We start from the raw sequence: 19,023 nt of genomic DNA on the forward strand, positions 1-19,023 counted from the left end.
CAGAAGCAAACAGACAGATGTCGCGGCGGGGGGTAACGGTCTGGTTTACGGGATTGAGCGGGGCGGGCAAAACCACCCTAAGCTGCGGCGTGGCCCAGCAGTTGCGCGCTTGGGGGCTGCCGGTGGAGGTGCTCGACGGAGATGTGGTGCGGCAACATCTCACCAAAGGGCTCGGCTTCAGCAAAGTGGATCGGGAGGAGAACATTCGCCGCATCGGCTTTGTGGCGGAGATGCTGACTCGGCACGGGGTGATTGTGCTGGTGTCGGCCATTTCCCCCTATCGGGCAGCACGGCAGGAGGTACGGCAGTATATTGGCAGCTTTATCGAAGTCTTTGTGGATGCCCCCCTGGAGGTGTGCGAACGCCGGGATGTGAAGGGCCTCTATCGAAAGGCGCGGGCAGGCTTAATCCAGCACTTTACCGGTATTGACGATCCCTACGAGCCGCCGGAACAGCCGGAGGTGGTGTGCAAAACTGCCGAGCAAAGCATCTCCGAATGTATTGACCTGGTGATACAAAGCCTAAAAAGCAGAGGTTATGTCTAACAGGCCCACTGCTCTTACGTTGCCCGTAGAGGGTGGGCTTCCCCCCGGAGTAGCTGCAAAGAACCTAGAATTAAGAAAGGCTTACAAGCAACTCCTATGGCTTCGACATCGGCATCGGCCACTCCCATTTCGGCGCAGTGGATCTGGCGGGGGCAGTCAGTTCATTACGTCAAACAGGGTGAGCAGGGGCAGCCTCTGCTTCTGGTGCACGGCTTTGGAGCCTCCACCGACCACTGGCGCAAGAACATTCCCGAATTGGCTCAACACTACCAGGTGTACGCCATCGATTTGCTGGGTTTCGGTCGCTCCGCCAAGCCCAACTGGGACTACCGCGCCGAAATCTGGCGGGATCAGCTGCGGGACTTTTGCCAACAGGTAATCCGTCGGCCTGTGGTGGGGATCGGCAACTCCCTGGGCGGCTATGTGGTGCTCAGTTTTGCGGCGGAGTGGCCGGAGTGGGTGCGGGGCGTGGTGCTCTTGAATGGGGCAGGTGGGTTTTCCACCCTCAAGGGATCCCCGACCGGATGGCGGCAATGGATAGGCGGATTGGTGGGCTGGGGCCTGCGCCAGCGCCTGGTGTCTTACCTGCTGTTTCAGTATTTGCGGCAGCCGCACGTGATCCGAGCCAAGCTGAAGCAGGTTTACTACGACCCGGCAGCCGTGACCGATCAGCTGGTCGAGGCCATCCATCGCCCCACCCAGGATCCGGGGGCTGCCGATGTGTTTGTGGCCTTGATGCGAGGTGGGCAGAAGGGACGGTATGTAGATGAGCTGCTGTGCAGCTTGGTGCGCCCGCTGTTGTTGATCTGGGGAGAACGGGATCCCTGGATGCGGGCTCGGGAACGCTCTAAGCTGTACCGGGCCCACTACCCTCAAGCAGTGGAATACTTCCTGGAGGCTGGCCACTGCCCCCACGATGAGCGCCCCGAAGAGGTCAATGCCCTGATTCACCGGTGGATCGAGACCGGGATCCCAGCCACCACTTCTCCCCCCATTTCCAAAGCTGCCCCTGTATCGGAAGTCCATCCCTAGGCGGCCCGTCTAGCTTGGGCTGTCCAACAATTCCTCCTGGGGATCCCCTTCTAGGCCGATGGTGTACTTAGACCATTCTCGATGGGAACCACTGCCGACGGCTTTGGAGATTTCAAAATAAAGAGTGCTGTGGGGACGGCGGGGTTGGCGCAGCAGGGGCATACCGGCTTCGCGGGGGGTGCGGTTCCCTTTTTTCACGTTGCAACGCACACAGGCACTGACCACATTTTCCCAAGTATCCCCGCCGCCACGAGACCGAGGGATCACGTGATCCAGGGTGAGATCTTCGCCGAAGCAGCCGCAGTACTGACAACGATGCCCATCCCGGTAGAGGACGTTGCGGCGCGTAAGTGGGATCTCCTTGTGGGGAACGTGGACATAGTGGCGCAGACGAATGACAGTGGGCAGGGGAATGTTGCCGTACACCACTCGGCCATTGTGCTCGATTTGCTCGGCCTTGCCCTTAAGCAAAAGAACGACTGCCCTGCGCCAACTGGTGATGTTGAGCGGCTCGTAGGAGGCATTCAAAACCAAAACCTTGCCCATAGTGCCGCGCACCGCTGACGGGATCCCCAACCTAAGCCGGAAGGCGCCAGCCCCCTGAAGTTATGCAAAATGTTAACACAGCTTTAGATTCAAGCAGTAGGAGTTCTGTGCTGATACATTTACGCTGAACACTGCTGAACATCACTGTTCAACTATGCAGCGATAGCATTCTGTTTGTTTCCAAACAGAATGGCGGTATCCCGCAAAGCTTTGAGTAGAATACCCAAAGCGCAGTTTCCGTGTCGTCTTACTACCAATTTTCTGCTTTGCTTTGGCTACCATGTTGGCAGACTCGAAAGTAAACAGAAAGATCAACTGGTAGTAATCCGTACTGAACATATTATACATTATTTTCAGTATAGTTGAGCTTATTATTGACTAGAGTCATGCTCCAGGAGATATTCCCGGCTGCTGCGAGAGCGCTACTCTGGAAAAGACCTGCCGGCAAGGGCGTGTTGATCCTGGGGCATTAGGTGGGGTTTCCCGAATAGGCTGAATTTTATTGAGGTGATGAAGCTGGAACTGAAATCTTCAACTCAACGGCAGGATCTGCCCCAAAAGAGAAACCCAGGCGAGGGATCCCGCTGGCTGATGGGTTTGGCCATTGCGCTGCTTTGTCTGGGATCCCCCAACCGCTGGCTGCACTGGTTTCCGGGAGCGCTGCTGGGCTTAGCCCTGCTGTTTGGCCTGTGCGAGCAACGGCAAGGGTGGGCGCGGTGGCGTTTGGCCTATGGCCTCTGGTTTTGGGTTTGCCTGTATGCCTTCTGGGTGGATCCCTTCTCGGTTAAGGTGTTGAGCGCCTGGGAGATCCTGGGGGGCGTGGTGGTGGCTCCCCTGATCCCCCTCTTTTTCACCACCGCTACGCTCCTGAGTTTGGAGCTGAGCCGCCCCCTGCCGGTTTGGGCACGTCCGCTGGGCTTGGCCACGGTCTGGACAGGCTTGGATGGGCTGTTGGGCTTGCTCTGGTGGCCCATCCCTTTCCACTGGGGATCCCTGTTGTTCGACTGGCCCCTCGGGATCCAAGTAGCCGATGTTACGGGGATCTGGGGGGTTACCTTCTATGCCGTGTTCGTCAATGGGGTTCTTTGGCAGATGGCCAGGCAGATTTCTAGCCGGTGGCAGGCGGCTGGGGGATCCCTGAGAAACGTTTTGGGTGAGATGCTCAGGAACAGGGATTTCTGGGGTACGCTCGCCTGCGGCCTGGGGTTGACGGGGCTGGTCTTGGCTTATGGAAGCGCACGCCTGGCTTACTTCGATGCCTTGGCCGTCGAAAACAGGGATCCCGGCTTTCGGGTGGGGGCAGTGCAGCAGGTGGCTTGGCTGGAAGCCGATCGCAGTTGGAACTACCGCCTGGAGCGCTACCGGGAGCTGCATCAGCTTTCTGCCCAGGGGGTGGCTGCTGGGGCACAGTTGGTGATTTGGCCGGAGGGGGCGCTGCGGGCACGGCTGCTGAATACTGGCCTGGAACCCTACGTGATCGAGCCGATGCAAGCGATTCTGCCGCCGGAAGGCGCTTTGATTACGGGGGCAACAGAGCCGGATCCCCGCACAGCCCATTTGCCGGAGCCAGAGCAGCGATTTTTTAACACGGCCCTGTTGTTTGACGCCCGGGGCAACTTGCTGGATGGGTTTGGCAAGCAGTGGATCTTTCCCTATTTCGAGTCGGGGCGCTACGTGCCTTCACCCGATGGCTATCGGCCTCTGGACGGAGGGGAGCTTTTCGGGCCTTTGGGGGTGATGATCTGCTTGGAGAGCGTCTTGCCTGCGCCCAGCCGAACTTTAACCCGTCGCGGCGCCGAGTCTTTGATCGTGATTTCGGATGATAGCTGGTTTGGTAATAGCCACTGGCCGATGTTGCATGGCCAGCTCTCGGTTTTCCGGGCTGTGGAAAATCGGCGGGGCGTGGTGTTTGTCAATAACACAGGCGGCAATCTGGTGGTGGATCCCTCAGGTCGGCTCCAGCAGGTTGGCCCCATCTTTCAGCGGGGGGTGATTACGGGAGAAGTGAAGCGGCGTTCTGAGACAACTTTCTACAATCGCGCGGGGGATTGGCTGGCGTGGCTGACGTTGGGGCTATCTTTGGGGCTATGGCGCTGGGGATCCCGAGCAAGGCAAGGATGAGTTAGAATCGATAGGCCCACCGGTGGGTCTGCGGATTCTCCTATCCAGTCCTCACTTCAAAGCCCTGCTGATGTAGCTCAGTTGGTAGAGCAGCTCACTCGTAATGAGCAGGTCGTCGGTTCGAGTCCGATCATCAGCTTTCTGGAGTTGAACACCTCAGAGTCCCTTTGGGAGAAGGGTTGGGGGTGGTCGCGGAAGCGGCGCGGAGCGTTTGGGCAGCAGCGATCATTCTTTCGAATTGCAGTGAAACCTTGGAACGGCTACAGTTGTGGAGGGCACCAGAAAAGATTTCGGGTAGAGACCCCCAAAGAATGGAGAATATCTCTCATTACCCCTGTGCAGTACTTCCAATGCTCAGGATCTGCACACATGCGGTCGGGATTTAACTCCATCTCATAATGGATAACATTGGGGATCCCGGCAAACTCATCAGAAGACTGAGGAGAAACAATCAGCAGCAGAAAAGGCTTGCCCCTGCGCTTAGCCGCCAGCTTATCCATTAAGTCAACAACGGCCTCTCGCCGGCAACCCCCTGTGCGCACAAACAAGACTTTATCGGCTTTTTCCAAAACATACATAAAACGCTTGGCGCGAGCAGTGTAGCGAGTTCGCATTCGCTCATGGATGGGGTGCATATTCTGAAGTGGATCCTCCCCCTCTTCCACCTCATGGCCAAAGGAGAGACCCGTCCACTTGCTGTGGTAAATTCGCCGATCTTCAGGGCTGTAGTGCAAATATTGCGGATCCCACATGCCTTGAAACTCGTTGTGGATCATATCGGCCACATCGGCCAAATTGCTGGTGCGTGTCAAATCAAAAGGAAAGGCAGGCCCGTCATATTCCAACTTGTAGAGCAGCATTCGCACCGCGCAGCGATCCCCTAACGGCACAATGGCAACACGATGAATATCCGATAATTTGCAGGTGTATTCCAGCAGCATGACCGATTCGGGAGCAGCCTTTACCCGGCTTTCGAGGCCGCCTTCCCCGATCATCAGGGTTCGGAAGAGAGCTTCCCGGTGGCTCGGATCTTCGTAAACACCCATCGGCATGGCTTTGAGAGCAGCCCGCACTTCCTTCCACATGGGGTGGATGTTGTACTCGTGATTGCTCTGGTTGATCACGCACAGGCGAGGTATGGGATCAGAAGAGCCTTCTGAGGATCCACTGAGCTTGAGAAGGATCAACGATCCATCCTCGAAGATCGTTTCTACTGATTCCGAGGAAAAGAACTGGGCTACTGGGGAGAAGACCAGATCGGCATCTGCAGGAACGGAGAGGGTGGTTTGCACCGAACCATCTTCTCGTATGGAAAGTGAATATAGGGTCGCATCCCCTAGCCTTTCATCGCTTTTGCCAATATACAGACCCGGCTGTAGACCTGCTTTTTGGAAAGCGGCTTGCAAAGGCTGCCAAGTGGGCGTGATGGTATAGGGATAGGGAGTTACATTCACGATGCGAAATTGGTTTTTGCCTGTTTCTGCAGTCACCCAAAAACCATGCTCATCTGCAAAAACGACCCGTTCTCCAACGGGTTGAGCAAGCTTTCTACGAGCTGAACTAACTTGGCCGGGATCCAGAAGAGAGAGATCGATGGCCTCAAACATGACCTGATGACCCTTGGAATTGGGGTGAGCTGGGTCAAAAGCAAGGTCTGGTTTCCAGCGGCCCTGTCCATCTTCCAAATGAGGCAGCCAATTGAACACAGGGCATCCCCAGCTGAGCATTCTTTGCTGAGTTTCTTGCAAAAGAAGATGCTGTTCTGGGCCGTAGTTTGCATGGGGATAAACCCCTCCCAGAACTGGCAAGGCTCCAATGTCTTGAATTCGCTGAATTAACCGCCGCAGGCCGTTTTCAAACCGTCTCTGCAGGGCGCGGCGATGCTGGGGCAAGGCCGATACCAAGCCTTCATTTCCCAAGGACAGGGCAACAATAACGACATCAGGACGTTCAGGGATCACCGCCTGCTCAAACCGCAACAGAGTTCGGCTGACATTGGCCCCCAATTGGGAGAGATTTCGCACTTGATGGCCATAGCGCTCTTGTAGAGCTTTCTGCAACAGCCAAGCCCAACCTCGCAACAGCCAAGCGCTGCACCCCAGGGCAACGGAGCTGCCCAAAATGACGACTTTTAGCCCTTGCGGATTTTCCGGTTCGACCTCAGGAATGGGATCGGCAAAATAGCCGTAAGGATAGGCAGGGATCCGGCCAAACTCTCCATCCTCAACAATTAAAACTGCCGGCAAAGGTTCCGGCTCAAGGGGCACCCAGCGATTGACATCGGCGGATTCCCAAATCACTTGCCCACCGGCTTGCACGCGCAGATATCGGTACTCCACTCGAGGAGTTTCTTTTAAACATCCACTGTAGGGTAACAGCGGGCCGGGCGCGCCGTCTGCTGGGCTCAACGGCAACTCTACCCACCACAGCGGATAATGAGCGGGATCCGTCTGCAGCCAAATACAATGGCAGGGATCCCAGGAGCCCAATTTTGCGCTGGATCCCACCAAGGCAATTCGCTCGCCCGGCTGGGTGATGGCACGAACCTGGAAGCGATACATAACGTTTTCCTGGCACAGGATTCAATGGGAAATTGTGGGGCTGCGCGGGCGGACTGCACTCACTCATCACCCAATCAACAGCTCAGCAGCCGGCTGAGAAGGGCAAGAGCCTGGGAGCTGATCCCATCTCTGCTGTTTTATCCGGGAAAAAGAGAAGTTCTTAAATCTGGAAAGGAAAGATCTCTAGTACCCAAAAATCCAGTTCAACTGGGCCAATACGGTTCTTAATACAGTTCTGAATAAAGACTCAGTCAATCTTGGCTTAAAGCTAGCATATTGACCGAGGGCTGTCTGTTTTCCAGAGCACTTTCAGACCCTCTCTGGGGTACAGATTTCCAACTGTCGCTGCGGCAAAATAACTTCAAAGCTGGATCCCTGGCCCAGCTTACTCTCCACCTGCACCTGACCTTGATGCTGTTGGGCAATGCTTTTGACGATCGCCAGCCCCAAACCTGACCCCGAGAGGCGACCGGGATCCCCGCTGCGAGCCGGATCTGCTCGATAAAAGCGATCGAACACATGGGGCAGAGCCTGAGGCGGGATCCCTGGCCCGGTATCTTGTACCCGCACCACCAGCTCTGGGGATCCGGAGCGCAGCCGCTGCTCCAGCCTCACCTGCACCTCTCCTTGGGGGGGAGTGTGGAGAAGGGCATTTTCGATCAAGTTGGTAAACAGGCGGGCCAATTGATCTTCATCTCCCCAAAAGCCAAAGGGATCCACCTGGGCGGGAGAAGGTTCCGTCCCGCTCTCAGGGGCAGCAATCTCCAGCTGCAAGCGGATCTGCTTTTGGTTGGCCAGGCCCTGCAGCTCTTCCACCACCTGCAGCAGCAGAGCATCCAGCGCACAGCAACGGGGTTGGAAAGGCACCATACCGCTGTCGTGGCGGGCCAGAAACAGCAGGTCATCCACCAGGCGACCCAGCCGTAAACACAACCGCTCCACCATCTGCCAGCGCTGCCGGGTGTCGGCATCCAATTGGGAATCCGCCAAAGCCACCTGTACCGCGGTTTGAATGCTGGCCAAGGGGCTGCGCAGCTCGTGGGAGGCGTCGGCGGTAAATTGCTTGAGCTGCTGATAAGACTGCCGGATGGGCTGCATGGCCAGGCCGGAGAGCATCCAGCCAATGGCCCCCACACTCGTCAAGCCGGCCACCACCCAGAGGGAAAGATCCCGGATCAACTGTCGCGTTGGCTTGCTCACCTCAAACCAAGGATGGCTGACCCGCAGGTAACCCAGCAACTTCCCACCGGCCACGATCGGCTCGGTGAACTGACGCAGCCAATACCCAGGGGCGATGCGGGCGGTGTGCAGGGATCCCTCGGTCAACAGGGGGGCAGGGATCCCACCGGGCACCGTGGACCAGATGAGCGTTCCCTGAGGGCCGAACCACTCCAAGTCGATGTGATCGTCCTCTAGGGTGCTGGGATCATCCCGAAAGCTGGCCTCCAAGCTGCGGCGGGCCTGCTGCGGATCCAAGAGGCTCTCATCCACCACCAAAGACCGCTCGACAATTTCCACCACATGGCCAAGAGTATCGTCCACCCGCTCGATCAGGGTTGACTGCACGTACCAATAGAAGCTGCCGGCAAACAACAGCAGCAACACTGCCGTAACCGTTGTATACCAGAAGGCCAACCACTGCCGCGTCGCTTGAAACATGGGAGCTGCACCGCGGGGGGAAACGGAGTGGGGCTAGCTGTGAACACGGGGTTCGGGGTGAAGGGTGGATAAGATCTCGGCTTCCACCTGGAGTAGAGTATCGAGCCGCTCCTGCACCTGATCGGCAGGGAACTGATCCAACGCCAAATCCAAATAAAGCTGCCAATGGCGCTCCTCCGCAGCCGCCAGCCACAGGTAAAACTGCCGCAACTCTGGGTCGGGCGCGTGGATCCCGAGCAGGCCCAAGCGCTCGTGGCTGCGGGCCTCGATGATGGCTGCCACCAGCAGGGTATCCAACAGATGCTCTGGCTCGGAGCGGCGCAGGTGTTGGTTCAGGCGACCCGCATAGGGCGCAGCCGACAAGGGCTTGATGGGGATCCCCAGCCGTTGCAGGTGGCGATGCACCCGCTCAAAATGCTGCAGCTCCTCCCGCGCCAGCGGCGAGAGGGTTTCCACCAAACGCCCATTAGCCGGGTAGCGAAACAGCAAGCTGAGGGCGTTGCCCGCTGCTTTTTTCTCACAATTGGCGTGGTCTAGCAAGACCAGATCGATGTGCCGGGTAGCCTGTTCGATCCAGTCCTCAGAGGTACGAGAAGCAAGTTCTAGAGCAAGCACAGGGTCGGTAGGAAAGGGTTAAGAGAAGTTCTAGGGACGAACAATCTCCACAGTAACCCGCCCCGTCAGCTCCGGGATCGGGGGATGACACTTGGTCAATCGGATCTTAGCTTTGCTGGCCCCTGTCTCCCGCAGCACCATTTCGGCAATCGCCTCCGCCAAGCTCTCGATCAGCACAAACTGATTGCTTTTCACCAGTTCCGCAATCCCGGCCACTGCAGAACGGTAGTCGAGGCTATCACACAGTTGGCCGCTGAGAGCAGCCGGGCGCAGATCCGCCCACAACTCGAAATCCACCTCAAACCATTGCCCCAAAGCCCGTTCCGCCTCATCAAAACCGGTATAACCGTAGTAGCGCAGGCCGGAGACGATCAGCCGATCCCGCAACTGCTCGGGGGGTCGCCGAGGGATCCGATCGGGATCTGGATAGGGCTGCTGACTGTTGCTGCTGACACTGGTGGGGATCTGTAGCTCCATCACAACCTCCCAGCTCGACCTGGAGACCCCATCCCACAGGGCCTGACGAAACAACGAAACCTTGGCTCGACCTTAGGAGCCGGTTGCCCCCTGTTCCCATTTCCTTTTTGATTCTTTAACAAACTCCGGGATCCCCGTCCCTCAGCGGCTGAGGGCCAACGCTCTTCCCTCTACGGTCGCTGCCATCTCCCACAACAGATCTTCCGTCTCTTCCCAGCCGATGCAGCCATCGGTGATGGAAACCCCGTACTGGAGCGGCGCCCCTTCCTGCCAGGTTTGCTTGCCCGGATAGAGGTTGCTCTCCAGCATCAGCCCCATCAGAGCCCGCTGCCCCGCCTGGTACTGCTGTAGCACCGCCCGACAGACGGATCCCTGGTTGCGGTAATTTTTGTGGGAGTTGTCATGGGAGCAGTCCACCATCACCGAGCGAGGGATCCCTTGATCCTTCATCAGCAGTGCCGCCCGCGCCACATCTTCCGGGCCGTAGTTGGTCTTGCCCCCTCCCCCCCGCAACACGATGTGCCGATCCGGGTTGCCGGTGGTTTTCACCAGAGCCGTCATGCCATCTTGGCCAATGCCCAAGAAACTGTGGGGATGGCTGGCGGAGAGGATGGCATTGAGAGCGATTTCCAGCCGTCCATCGGTGCCGTTTTTGAAGCCCACAGGCATGGAGAGACCGCTGGCCATTTCCCGGTGAGTTTGGCTTTCGATGGTTCTGGCGCCAATGGCCGCCCAGCTCACCAGATCCGCCGTGTATTGAGGGGTCACCGGATCCAGCATCTCGGTAGCACAGGCCAGGCCCAGCTCGTTGATCTGCAGGAGAATGGAACGGGCCAGTTGCAGGCCGGTGGCAATGTCGCAGGAGCCATCCAGGTGGGGATCGTTGATCAGGCCCTTCCAGCCCACCGTGGTGCGGGGTTTCTCAAAATACGTGCGCATAACGATCACCAGGTGCTCCCGAGTTTGGTCGGCCACCCGCTTGAGGCGATGGGCATACTCCAGAGCCGCTGCGGGATCGTGGATGGAACAGGGGCCGACGATCACCACCAAGCGATGGAGATCCCGTCCGTGGATGATGTCGCGGATGGCTTGCCGAGTGGAGAGCACCACCTGGGCTGCCGTTTCCGTAAGGGGCAGCTTGGCCTTGACAGCAGCAGGGGCAATCAAGGGAGTCACCTCTTGGATATTGCAATTGTCGGTTTGGGGGGGCATGGAACTGTCCTTAGTGTGCAAGTGGGTGGATGGGGTCGTCGAGCCATCAAAAAAGCCCTGGCGCTGGGCTCAGGGCTTCAGGACTGACTCGGGTAAACCTAGGTCTTTAGTTTACGCGCCACCCTTCTGCCCTGGTCGTTGCCAGGGAAAGCTAAAGTAGCCAAAAAAGGAAGCGCGCCAGACCATGCGGAGAACAAACTTAAAACCTGTACGAGATAACTATACCCGAAAAAACCTCGTTTGACACCTCAGGGATCCGGTTTCCTGGGGAAGTCTTAAGTCGACCGAGCCGCCGGCTTGGCAATCCAGTAGCCGCAGGGGTGTTCTCCCTGCACCTGCCAGGTGATGCGCTCTACCCGGCAATCGGGCAAGGCGGCAGCAAACATCTCCAGTTCGTGGCCGCAGACGCTGGGAAAGGTGTGGGCAATCTGAGCAATGGCGCAATTGTGCTCAACCAACACATACTGCTCGACGTAAGGCTCGGATCCCTCTGCTGCTAGCGGCACAGTCAGGTCGGCAGGATAGGGGTAGTACTCCGCCATGTAACCCTCTGCCTGGCGCAACTGCACCAAGCGCTCCAGCCGCTCCCGCAGGGATCCGGATCCCAGTTGGGCCTGATACTCCCGGGCTTTGCGCTGCCACTGGTGGTGGAGAAGGGATCCCATCTGCTCGGAGCCCAGGGTTTCGGCCAGGGTGTTGAGCAGACCAAGGGCAAACTCATCGTAGCTGGCGGGAAATTGCTCTTCTCCCAAGGGACTGAGCTGATAGAGATGCTGGGGGCGGCCTAGGCCATTGGGTTGAGCGATATGTTGGATCAACCCCTCTGCCTCCAGATCCTTGAGGTGGCGGCGGATGGCCTGGGGAGAAATGCGCAGGTGCTCTGCCAGAGTTTGGGCGTTGGCCTGCCCCGCCTTGCGCAGATAGACCAAGATGGCCTGCTTACTCGAAGCGGGTTGAGCGACCTGCCCGGTGATCTTGCGCGTGCTGTCCACCCTCGCCCTCCTGGTTAGACTGGGTTAATCGGCTGCCGCTGCCAGCACAGCTCTCTGCTATTTTGACAACGGGATCATTGCTAAAGTAACCTGAGGATCAGTTAAACAACAACTCTGTTGTTTTATTTGGCCATCTGTCTTAGTCGCGTTTCTACCCTGTCACTACCCGAGAGCCATCCATGTCTACGAGCGTCCGCGCCCTGGTCAACCAGCCCTACAAGTACGGCTTTGTAACCGACATCCCCTCTGAGTCGATTGGCAAAGGCTTGAACGAAGAGGTGATTCGGCAGATCTGGGCCAAGAAAGGGGAGCCGGACTTTATGCTAGAGTTCCGGCTGCGGGCCTACCGCCAGTGGCTGAAGATGAGCGAGCCCACCTGGCCCAACGTCAGCTACCCGCCCATTGACTACCAAAACATTGTCTACTACTCGGCCCCCAAGGTGCAGCCCAAGAAAAAGAGCCTGGACGAAGTGGATCCGGTGCTGTTGGAGACCTTCGAGAAATTGGGGATCCCCTTGTCTGAACAGAAGCGGCTGGCCAATGTGGCGGTGGATGCCATTTTCGACAGCGTCTCGGTGGCCACCACCTTCCGGGAGAAGCTGGCCAAGGAAGGCGTGATCTTCTGCTCCATGTCGGAGGCACTGCGGGAGTATCCGGAGCTGGTGCGCAAGTACTTGGGCAGTGTGGTTCCCATTGCTGATAACTACTACGCGGCGCTGAACTCGGCAGTGTTCAGTGATGGATCCTTTGTCTATGTGCCCAAAGGGGTGCGCTGTCCCATGGAGCTTTCCACCTATTTCCGCATCAACAACGGCGAATCGGGCCAGTTTGAGCGCACCTTGATCATTGCCGACGAGGGATCCTACGTCAGCTACTTGGAAGGGTGTACTGCCCCCATGTTCGACACCAACCAACTGCATGCGGCGGTGGTGGAGTTAATTGCCCTAGACAATGCCGAGATCAAGTACTCGACGGTACAGAACTGGTATGCCGGCGACGAAAACGGCAAAGGGGGCATTTACAACTTTGTAACCAAGCGCGGCCTGTGTCAGGGGGCAAACTCCAAGATCTCCTGGACGCAAGTGGAGACCGGCTCCGCCATCACTTGGAAATATCCTAGCTGCGTGTTGGTGGGGGAAAACTCGGTGGGCGAATTTTACTCGGTTGCCCTCACCAACAACTACCAGCAGGCCGATACCGGCACCAAGATGATTCACGTGGGCCGCAACACCCGCAGCAAAATTATCTCCAAAGGGATCTCGGCTGGGCACTCCAAAAACAGCTACCGCGGCCTGGTCAAAATCGGGCCGAAAGCGGAAGGTGCCCGCAACTTTTCCCAGTGCGATTCCATGTTGATTGGGGATCAGTGCAGCGCCAACACCTTCCCCTATATTGAGGTGCAAAACAACACCGCCAAAGTGGAGCACGAAGCTTCCACCTCTAAGATTGGAGAAGAGCAATTGTTCTACTTCCAGTCCCGCGGCATCTCTGCGGAAGATGCTGTGTCCATGATCATCAGCGGCTTCTGCCGAGAAGTGTTCAACCAACTGCCGATGGAGTTTGCTGTAGAAGCCGATCGATTGCTGAGCCTAAAGTTAGAGGGATCCGTCGGCTAGGGGATTGCTCCCAATGCGAAGCTGAGCAAGTGGGCGAGGCCGCTGACACGCTGTGGGAGCAGGCGCTGCCATTTTCAGGAGAAGGGTAAGGGGTTAGGTAACTCCCAAGGCAGAGGGCTGTGATCCCCTGAAGCCAGAGGCGGCCCAAGGGCTTGGCGACGTTGCAAACAGCGCATGGATGCAGGGGGGGAGAGGAGATAATCAAGGAGTTTTGAACCGTAAGGCTAGGCAGGAGAAGTTCCCCATGAGGGCATTTCTGGAGGAGTTCAAAAAGTTCATCAGCCGGGGCAATGCCTTAGATTTGGCTGTTGGCGTTGTTATTGGAGGTGCTTTTGGGAAGATTGTGACTTCTTTTGTAGCAGATCTATTTACTCCGGTTTTAGGCTTGATGATTGGTGGAGTGAGCTTCCAGAACTTGGTCTGGAAAATCGGTGGAAGTCCTGAAGACCCAGTTACGATTAACTACGGTAGCTTTCTGCAAGCTGTGTTTGATTTTGTGATTATCGCTTTTGCCATCTTCTTACTGGTGAAGGCGATCAACACCCTACAGCGAAAGGAGGAAGAATCTCCTCCCACATTGCCCCCACCAGAAGTGGTCTTGCTGGCAGAAATTCGGGACATCCTCAATCGCCGCTCCCAATAGAGCTACAGGGGATCCTTAGACCCAAAATCCGAACCTGGTTTAGGGATCCCTTAACTTTTCAGCTCCTGCCCTTCGGTGTCAACCCTAGAGTCTAGCCATGATCCGTGAAAACAGCCCTGTCATCTTATCCGTTCGAGATCTCAGCGCCGAGATCGACGGCACCCCCATTCTCAAGGGGTTGAGCCTGGAAATTCGCGCCGGAGAAATCCACGCCATCATGGGCCCCAATGGTTCTGGAAAAAGCACTTTTTCCAAGATCTTAGCCGGCCACCCCGACTACAGGGTGACGGGGGGCGAGATCCTCTACCTGGGAAAAAATCTCTTGGAGATGGAGCCAGAAGAGAGGGCTTGGGCAGGGATCTTTTTGGCATTTCAATACCCCATCGAAATCCCAGGGGTGAGCAACTTGGATTTCCTGCGCGCCGCCTACAACGCTCGCCAGAAATATCGGGATCAGCCGGAACTGGATGCTCTGGATTTTGACGACCTGGTACGGGAAAAGTTGGATATTGTCAAAATGGATCCCGTTTTTTTGGAGCGCTCTGTGAATGAGGGCTTTTCCGGCGGCGAGAAAAAGCGCAACGAGATCCTGCAAATGGCGGTGTTGGAGCCTACGCTGGCCATTTTGGACGAGACGGATTCCGGTCTGGATATCGACGCGCTGCGCATTGTGGCCCACGGCATCAACCGACTGGCCGGCCCTGAGAATGCCATGCTCTTGATCACCCACTACCAACGCTTGCTGGACTATGTAACCCCCGACTACGTGCACGTGATGGAGGGGGGTCGTATCGTCATCAGTGGGGACAAGACCTTGGCGCTGGAGCTGGAGGAACGGGGCTACGACTGGATCAAAACTCAGTTGGGCCAAGAATCAGCAGCCGCAACATCCCGGCGGGAGGAAGAGGGATGAGCGCCACCTTGCCCAAACCTTTTGCCCCAGAGAGCCGCCTATTCCTGGAGCACATCCTCGGCCAAATCCCGGAAAGGCAGGATCCCTACACCACCCTTAGGCAGCAGGCCCGCGCCCAACTGGCCGAACTGGGGATCCCGACCCCACGGGAAGAAGATTGGAAATACAGCGATCTCTCGCCGCTGCTGGCCCACGAGTTTCGCCTGGCTGTCGCGGCGGATCCGGCTCTGGATGCGGCAACCCTAGAGCCCTGGCTTTGGCCGGAAGCCAGCTATAGCCGCGCCGTGTTCGTCAACGGCTACTTTGCCCCCCAGCTTTCTGATTTGAGCGGCCTGCCCACCGCTTTGCAGGTGATCCCTTTAGCCCAAGCCCCAGGGGAGTTGCTGCAAACCCTGGCCAAGACGGATGTGTTTACGGCCCTCAACACCGCTCATCTGGGAGATGGGATCCAGATTGGCCTACAGCCCGGCCAGGAAGTTCCGTCACCGCTGCACCTGCTGTTCATAACGGTGGCTCCTGAGGGAGAGGCCGTTTTGGCCCAGCCCCGCTGCCTGCTGTCTTTGCAAGCCCACAGCTCCCTCACGCTGATCGAAGATCATGTATCCCTGGGATCCGGGATCCCCTTTGGCAACGCTGTAACCGAGATCCTCTTGGCAGAGGGATCCCGCTTGCACCATGTGATCCTGCAGCGGCAGGGGTCTCAGGCTTTTCACATCAACCAGACCGCCGTGCGCCAAAGCCGCAACAGCCACTACCGCCTCCAGGCCATTCAGTGGGGATCCCAGTTTTCTCGCCACAACCTGGAGATCACCCAAGCCGGAGCCCAGGCCCACACCCAACTGCAGGGGCTAACGCTGCTGAAGGGATCCCAGCACAGCGACACCCACTCCCGCCTGGTGCATCAGGCCCCCCACGGCAGCAGCCGCCAATTGCACAAGTGCATTGTGGACGAGACGGCCCATGCGGTCTTCAGCGGACGGATTCTGGTGAGCCGAGAGGCCCAACTGACGGACGCCGCCCAGACCAACCGCAACCTGCTCCTAGGCCCCAAAGCCCGGGTCGACACCCAGCCGCAACTGGAGATCTTTGCCGATAACGTCAAATGCGCCCATGGGGCCACCGTCAGCCAACTGGAGGCGGAAGAGATCTTCTATCTGCAAAGCCGGGGTATTCCCCAAGCTGAGGCCAGGCAACTCCTCACCTGCGCTTTTGCGGCAGAAGTTCTGGAAGGGATCCCGTTGGCTCAACTTCCCGCCCTGGTGGCCCGCCAGTTGGGATCCCATGGATTCAACCAATAGGTTGTTGCTCCCCCATGACCCTCAAGAGTGGCCAGGCTGGGGCGTAATGGATAGGCAGCACTGACGCAACAGAGATTTAGGGGTTTCCTTATCAATCTTCTGCAGTTGCGTTTTGCTGCAAATCTTAGGTTAGAAACGCTCAAATTACCTCAGAGTAAGGGTTTTAGCCATTGTCATCACTGAGGAAATAGCCAGAATAAGAGTAGCCATTGACCCAGCGATGGGCGCTACGACAACTCGGTGAACGAACGATGTTTCCCTCTCTTTTAACTCCACGTGCAGCAGGCATACTCCTATCGGGAGCTGTCTTGGGCATCCACTGCCAGGTGGCCATGGCCGCTCCCTTCCGCGACACCTTTGGTCACTGGGCCCAAGCCTACATTGAGACCCTCTCCGCTCAAGGAGTGTTGAACGGCTTCCCCGATGGCACCTTCCGCCCCAATGAGCCGGTTACCCGCGCTCAGTTTGCCACCATTGTCAATACCGCTTTCCGCCTCCGCAATACCTCCGGTACTTTCATCGGCTTCCGGGATGTGCCCCCCACCCACTGGGCAGCCAGCGCCATCTCGACGGCAGCAGCCAACAACCTGGTGGCAGGCTTTCCCGATGGCACCTTCCGTCCTGAGCAGCCCGTTACCCGCACCGAAGCGCTGGTGGTTTTGACCAACGCCATTGGCAACACGGGAGCGATCCCAGCCGCTCAGCCCGGAGATCTCTTCAGCCGCTACCGAGATGCGGCAGCCATCCCCAATTGGGCCCTGGCACAACTTGCGGCAGCCAACCGCGCCGGGTTGATTGTCAATTATCCAGACCCGATGCTCTTGGAACCCAACCGCCCCGCCACCCGTGCCGAGGTAGCAGCCTTCACCCACCAGGCCATGCTCAGCCGGGGATCCTTGGTGGCACAAAACCCAGGGGGCTTGCCCTCCGGTTCCCAGCCAGGCTTTGACCTGCGCCTTTCCACCCTAGCGGCGGGCACCCTGATGCAAACCACCACCCCCTTCAACGAGCGCCTCTTCATTGCCCCCAACGAAACCCGGCCCATGTCTTTGATCGTCCGCAACCCGATTCGCAACACCCAGGGGGATATTCTGGTGCCTTTTGGCTCGCGGGTGGATGGCCGCTTTGAGCCGGCCCCAGGGGGCACCCGTTTTGTGGCGGAAAGCATTATCGTCAACAACCAACTGTTCCCCTTGGCTGCCCAGTCAGACATCATTCACGATGTCAAGGATCCCCGCTACACCACCACAGGCAAAATCATTCAGGATGCAGCCATCGGCGCGGCAGCGGGCGCCATTCTCGGCTTGGTAACCGGAGACAATGCCATTGCCACAGAAGAAGTGCTGGGGGCGGGGGTGGCCGGAGCGGTAATTGGCAATGTAACGGCACCACAGGTGGTGGTGCTGGATCCCAATCAGGTGATCGAGCTGCGCCTCACTCAGGATCTGGCGCTGACCCCAGCATCCCGATAAAAGCGGTGCTGGCATAGCTATCTTCCCAGCCAATCCAAAAGGGTTGTTCCCCCCAACCACAGGCCGATCAAAATGGAAGTGGTCAGCAGTCCTCCTGCTACACAGATCAGGGATCCCAAGCTGCACAGGATCCCGTCTTCTTCCAAAAGCCCAAAGGCGGTGACGAAAACCCCCATCGCCGGCAGAGTGTTGGTGCCTGGAACGGGGATGATCATGGAAATCCCCATCAAGCCAATCCAGGTGCCCAGCCAGACTTGGCCAAGCCGTGTGGTGCAGAGCTGCCGCCAGCGGGGACGGGCAATCTTTTCAATCCGCTGCAGCCACGGGATCCCGGCCTGCGCCCACTTTTGAAATTGCTTCCGTTCAACAGAGGTCTGCAACACCCATTTCGGCAGCCAAGGGGTGGTTCGCCCTGCCACCAGTTGAAGGGCCAGCAACAGAATGAACACACCAAAGGGAGTGGAATAGCCGGGAGCCGGCAGAGGCAAAGCAGAAGGGAAAGAGAGCACCGCCAAAAACAAGCCAAAACTGCGCTCACCGGCCAGTTTTAGAATGTCTTCGATGCGGATCAACCCTTCCGGGGAGGGTTCGGGTTGCTCTGGGCTGTCGGGAAGGCGGGAAAACCGGGCTAGCTCTTGAGACAGACGGGCCATAGAGGGGGCAGGGCTGGAGCGGGCAAAGTTTGGCAACGGGTGGGCACTACCTGGAGGGCCAACGATAGCCTACTGCAAATTCAAGTTGTGTTGGATATCTTGAGCAAAGGGGTGGTTTCGGAGAGGTGACATGCTCGGTGATAGGTTCAAGAGGGCCGTAAACATCAGCAGCCTTGAGCGACAGCAGAAGCATCCGACTCAGTCCAGCAAGGGGTTGCATGGGCTGGGATGGCTCCTGTTGCTGGGATCCCTGTTGATGGTGGGGCGCGGTGTGGCCCTGGCAGAAGCGCAGTTGGAGGTGGGCACTTCCACTACCCTATCCCCGCAGGCAGCTCCGCCGGTGTTGCCACCCCCCCCTGTGGGAGTCCGACAAATTTCCCTGGATACCGACCCCGAACAAACCGCTGATATGCCCCTTTCCCTGATGGCCGAACAGGTGTTGGAGGCGGTGTGCGAAGCCCAGATTGATGCCCAACGGGCCTTGGCTCTCATGCCCGACCTGAGCGAATCCCACATCCGTGCTGCCTGTCCGAAGCGGCTGATCCCCAAAAGCTGAGAGGTCGCCCCCAAGTTGGCACCAAAGATTAGCCGGAAATACATTATTGTGGCGTTATTGTGGATCCAAACCCCCGTCCTTATTGCTATTTGGGTGGCGTTGTTGGGACAGT

The 19,023-nt window shown here is 57.7% G+C and carries 17 protein-coding genes and 1 tRNA gene; 10 read left to right on the plus strand and 8 right to left on the minus strand.

What is annotated here, in order from left to right; all coding sequences use genetic code 11:
• Positions 1 to 17 precede the first annotated feature (17 nt).
• Positions 18 to 545 (plus strand): adenylyl-sulfate kinase, encoded by a 528-nt coding sequence (cysC, locus tag ACVWYY_RS04085; RefSeq protein WP_414390606.1) that lies wholly within the window; start codon positions 18 to 20, stop codon positions 543 to 545.
• A gap of 96 nt (positions 546 to 641) precedes the next feature.
• Positions 642 to 1,577 carry an alpha/beta fold hydrolase gene (locus ACVWYY_RS04090; protein ID WP_011433031.1) on the plus strand — a complete coding sequence of 312 codons (936 nt, stop codon included), beginning with the start codon at positions 642 to 644 and terminating at the stop codon, positions 1,575 to 1,577.
• 9 nt (positions 1,578 to 1,586) lie between these two features.
• Here the strand turns inward: ACVWYY_RS04090 and ACVWYY_RS04095 are convergent, their stop codons facing one another.
• Positions 1,587 to 2,123, minus strand: a complete 537-nt coding sequence (locus tag ACVWYY_RS04095) for an HNH endonuclease (RefSeq protein ID WP_011433030.1) — start codon at positions 2,121 to 2,123, stop codon at positions 1,587 to 1,589.
• A gap of 510 nt (positions 2,124 to 2,633) precedes the next feature.
• Here ACVWYY_RS04095 and ACVWYY_RS04100 point away from each other — a divergent pair.
• Both ACVWYY_RS04100 and ACVWYY_RS04105 read left to right on the plus strand, forming a co-directional pair.
• A complete protein-coding gene (locus ACVWYY_RS04100; protein ID WP_457403134.1) occupies positions 2,634 to 4,244 on the plus strand; it encodes a nitrilase-related carbon-nitrogen hydrolase in 1,611 nt (536 codons plus the stop codon).
• A gap of 66 nt (positions 4,245 to 4,310) precedes the next feature.
• Positions 4,311 to 4,383 (plus strand) — tRNA-Thr (locus ACVWYY_RS04105).
• A 121-nt stretch (positions 4,384 to 4,504) separates the two neighbouring features.
• Here ACVWYY_RS04105 and ACVWYY_RS04110 read toward each other — a convergent pair.
• From ACVWYY_RS04110 to sufR, 6 genes are all read right to left on the minus strand, one after another.
• Complete coding sequence (locus ACVWYY_RS04110) at positions 4,505 to 6,805, minus strand: DUF1796 family putative cysteine peptidase (protein WP_457439653.1); 2,301 nt, start codon at positions 6,803 to 6,805, stop codon at positions 4,505 to 4,507.
• Between the two features lie 309 nt (positions 6,806 to 7,114).
• The gene (locus ACVWYY_RS04115) at positions 7,115 to 8,464 is read right to left on the minus strand and encodes a sensor histidine kinase (RefSeq protein WP_457403132.1); all 1,350 of its coding nucleotides are present in this window, start codon (positions 8,462 to 8,464) and stop codon (positions 7,115 to 7,117) included.
• 33 nt (positions 8,465 to 8,497) lie between these two features.
• Positions 8,498 to 9,079, minus strand: a complete 582-nt coding sequence (gene miaE / locus ACVWYY_RS04120; RefSeq protein WP_457403131.1) for a tRNA isopentenyl-2-thiomethyl-A-37 hydroxylase MiaE — start codon at positions 9,077 to 9,079, stop codon at positions 8,498 to 8,500.
• A 30-nt stretch (positions 9,080 to 9,109) separates the two neighbouring features.
• Complete coding sequence (folB, locus tag ACVWYY_RS04125; RefSeq protein WP_457395776.1) at positions 9,110 to 9,556, minus strand: dihydroneopterin aldolase; 447 nt, start codon at positions 9,554 to 9,556, stop codon at positions 9,110 to 9,112.
• 141 nt (positions 9,557 to 9,697) lie between these two features.
• Complete coding sequence (locus ACVWYY_RS04130) at positions 9,698 to 10,768, minus strand: 3-deoxy-7-phosphoheptulonate synthase (RefSeq protein WP_457403130.1); 1,071 nt, start codon at positions 10,766 to 10,768, stop codon at positions 9,698 to 9,700.
• 275 nt (positions 10,769 to 11,043) lie between these two features.
• Positions 11,044 to 11,760: an iron-sulfur cluster biosynthesis transcriptional regulator SufR gene (sufR, locus tag ACVWYY_RS04135; RefSeq protein ID WP_457403128.1), complete on the minus strand. Its 717-nt coding sequence runs from the start codon at positions 11,758 to 11,760 to the stop codon at positions 11,044 to 11,046.
• Between the two features lie 179 nt (positions 11,761 to 11,939).
• Here sufR and sufB point away from each other — a divergent pair, with 179 nt between their 5' ends.
• From sufB to ACVWYY_RS04160, 5 genes are all read left to right on the plus strand, one after another.
• On the plus strand, positions 11,940 to 13,376 hold the full coding sequence (gene sufB, locus ACVWYY_RS04140; RefSeq protein WP_414349663.1) for a Fe-S cluster assembly protein SufB: 1,437 nt from the start codon (positions 11,940 to 11,942) through the stop codon (positions 13,374 to 13,376).
• Between the two features lie 244 nt (positions 13,377 to 13,620).
• Positions 13,621 to 14,019 carry a large-conductance mechanosensitive channel protein MscL gene (gene mscL / locus ACVWYY_RS04145; protein ID WP_457403127.1) on the plus strand — a complete coding sequence of 133 codons (399 nt, stop codon included), beginning with the start codon at positions 13,621 to 13,623 and terminating at the stop codon, positions 14,017 to 14,019.
• Positions 14,020 to 14,116: 97 nt separating this feature from the next.
• Positions 14,117 to 14,932, plus strand: a complete 816-nt coding sequence (gene sufC / locus ACVWYY_RS04150; RefSeq protein ID WP_457403125.1) for a Fe-S cluster assembly ATPase SufC — start codon at positions 14,117 to 14,119, stop codon at positions 14,930 to 14,932.
• Positions 14,929 to 16,230 carry a Fe-S cluster assembly protein SufD gene (sufD, locus tag ACVWYY_RS04155; RefSeq protein ID WP_457403124.1) on the plus strand — a complete coding sequence of 434 codons (1,302 nt, stop codon included), beginning with the start codon at positions 14,929 to 14,931 and terminating at the stop codon, positions 16,228 to 16,230. The genes sufC and sufD overlap by 4 nt, the downstream gene beginning before the upstream one ends.
• A gap of 251 nt (positions 16,231 to 16,481) precedes the next feature.
• Complete coding sequence (locus tag ACVWYY_RS04160; protein ID WP_457439655.1) at positions 16,482 to 17,702, plus strand: S-layer homology domain-containing protein; 1,221 nt, start codon at positions 16,482 to 16,484, stop codon at positions 17,700 to 17,702.
• A 17-nt stretch (positions 17,703 to 17,719) separates the two neighbouring features.
• Here ACVWYY_RS04160 and ACVWYY_RS04165 read toward each other — a convergent pair whose 3' ends face one another.
• The gene (locus tag ACVWYY_RS04165; protein WP_457403184.1) at positions 17,720 to 18,355 is read right to left on the minus strand and encodes an exopolysaccharide biosynthesis protein; all 636 of its coding nucleotides are present in this window, start codon (positions 18,353 to 18,355) and stop codon (positions 17,720 to 17,722) included.
• Between the two features lie 130 nt (positions 18,356 to 18,485).
• Between ACVWYY_RS04165 and ACVWYY_RS04170 the strand changes: the two genes are divergently transcribed.
• On the plus strand, positions 18,486 to 18,911 hold the full coding sequence (locus tag ACVWYY_RS04170; protein ID WP_457403121.1) for a hypothetical protein: 426 nt from the start codon (positions 18,486 to 18,488) through the stop codon (positions 18,909 to 18,911).
• Positions 18,912 to 19,023: the final 112 nt, after the last annotated feature.

It is taken from the genome of Thermostichus sp. MS-CIW-34 (assembly GCF_054060435.1).

Excerpts from the sequence above, each read along its gene's own strand:
- cysC (WP_414390606.1), top strand. The coding sequence starts at position 18 with ATGTCGCGGCGGGGGGTAACGGTCTGGTTTACGGGATTGAGCGGGGCG.
- ACVWYY_RS04090 (WP_011433031.1), top strand. The coding sequence starts at position 642 with ATGGCTTCGACATCGGCATCGGCCACTCCCATTTCGGCGCAGTGGATC.
- ACVWYY_RS04095 (WP_011433030.1), bottom strand. The coding sequence starts at position 2,123 with ATGGGCAAGGTTTTGGTTTTGAATGCCTCCTACGAGCCGCTCAACATC.
- ACVWYY_RS04100 (WP_457403134.1), top strand. The coding sequence starts at position 2,634 with ATGAAGCTGGAACTGAAATCTTCAACTCAACGGCAGGATCTGCCCCAA.
- ACVWYY_RS04110 (WP_457439653.1), bottom strand. The coding sequence starts at position 6,805 with ATGTATCGCTTCCAGGTTCGTGCCATCACCCAGCCGGGCGAGCGAATT.
- ACVWYY_RS04115 (WP_457403132.1), bottom strand. The coding sequence starts at position 8,464 with ATGTTTCAAGCGACGCGGCAGTGGTTGGCCTTCTGGTATACAACGGTT.
- folB (WP_457395776.1), bottom strand. The coding sequence starts at position 9,556 with ATGGAGCTACAGATCCCCACCAGTGTCAGCAGCAACAGTCAGCAGCCC.
- ACVWYY_RS04130 (WP_457403130.1), bottom strand. The coding sequence starts at position 10,768 with ATGCCCCCCCAAACCGACAATTGCAATATCCAAGAGGTGACTCCCTTG.
- sufB (WP_414349663.1), top strand. The coding sequence starts at position 11,940 with ATGTCTACGAGCGTCCGCGCCCTGGTCAACCAGCCCTACAAGTACGGC.
- mscL (WP_457403127.1), top strand. The coding sequence starts at position 13,621 with ATGAGGGCATTTCTGGAGGAGTTCAAAAAGTTCATCAGCCGGGGCAAT.
- sufC (WP_457403125.1), top strand. The coding sequence starts at position 14,117 with ATGATCCGTGAAAACAGCCCTGTCATCTTATCCGTTCGAGATCTCAGC.
- sufD (WP_457403124.1), top strand. The coding sequence starts at position 14,929 with ATGAGCGCCACCTTGCCCAAACCTTTTGCCCCAGAGAGCCGCCTATTC.
- ACVWYY_RS04160 (WP_457439655.1), top strand. The coding sequence starts at position 16,482 with ATGTTTCCCTCTCTTTTAACTCCACGTGCAGCAGGCATACTCCTATCG.
- ACVWYY_RS04165 (WP_457403184.1), bottom strand. The coding sequence starts at position 18,355 with ATGGCCCGTCTGTCTCAAGAGCTAGCCCGGTTTTCCCGCCTTCCCGAC.
- ACVWYY_RS04170 (WP_457403121.1), top strand. The coding sequence starts at position 18,486 with ATGCTCGGTGATAGGTTCAAGAGGGCCGTAAACATCAGCAGCCTTGAG.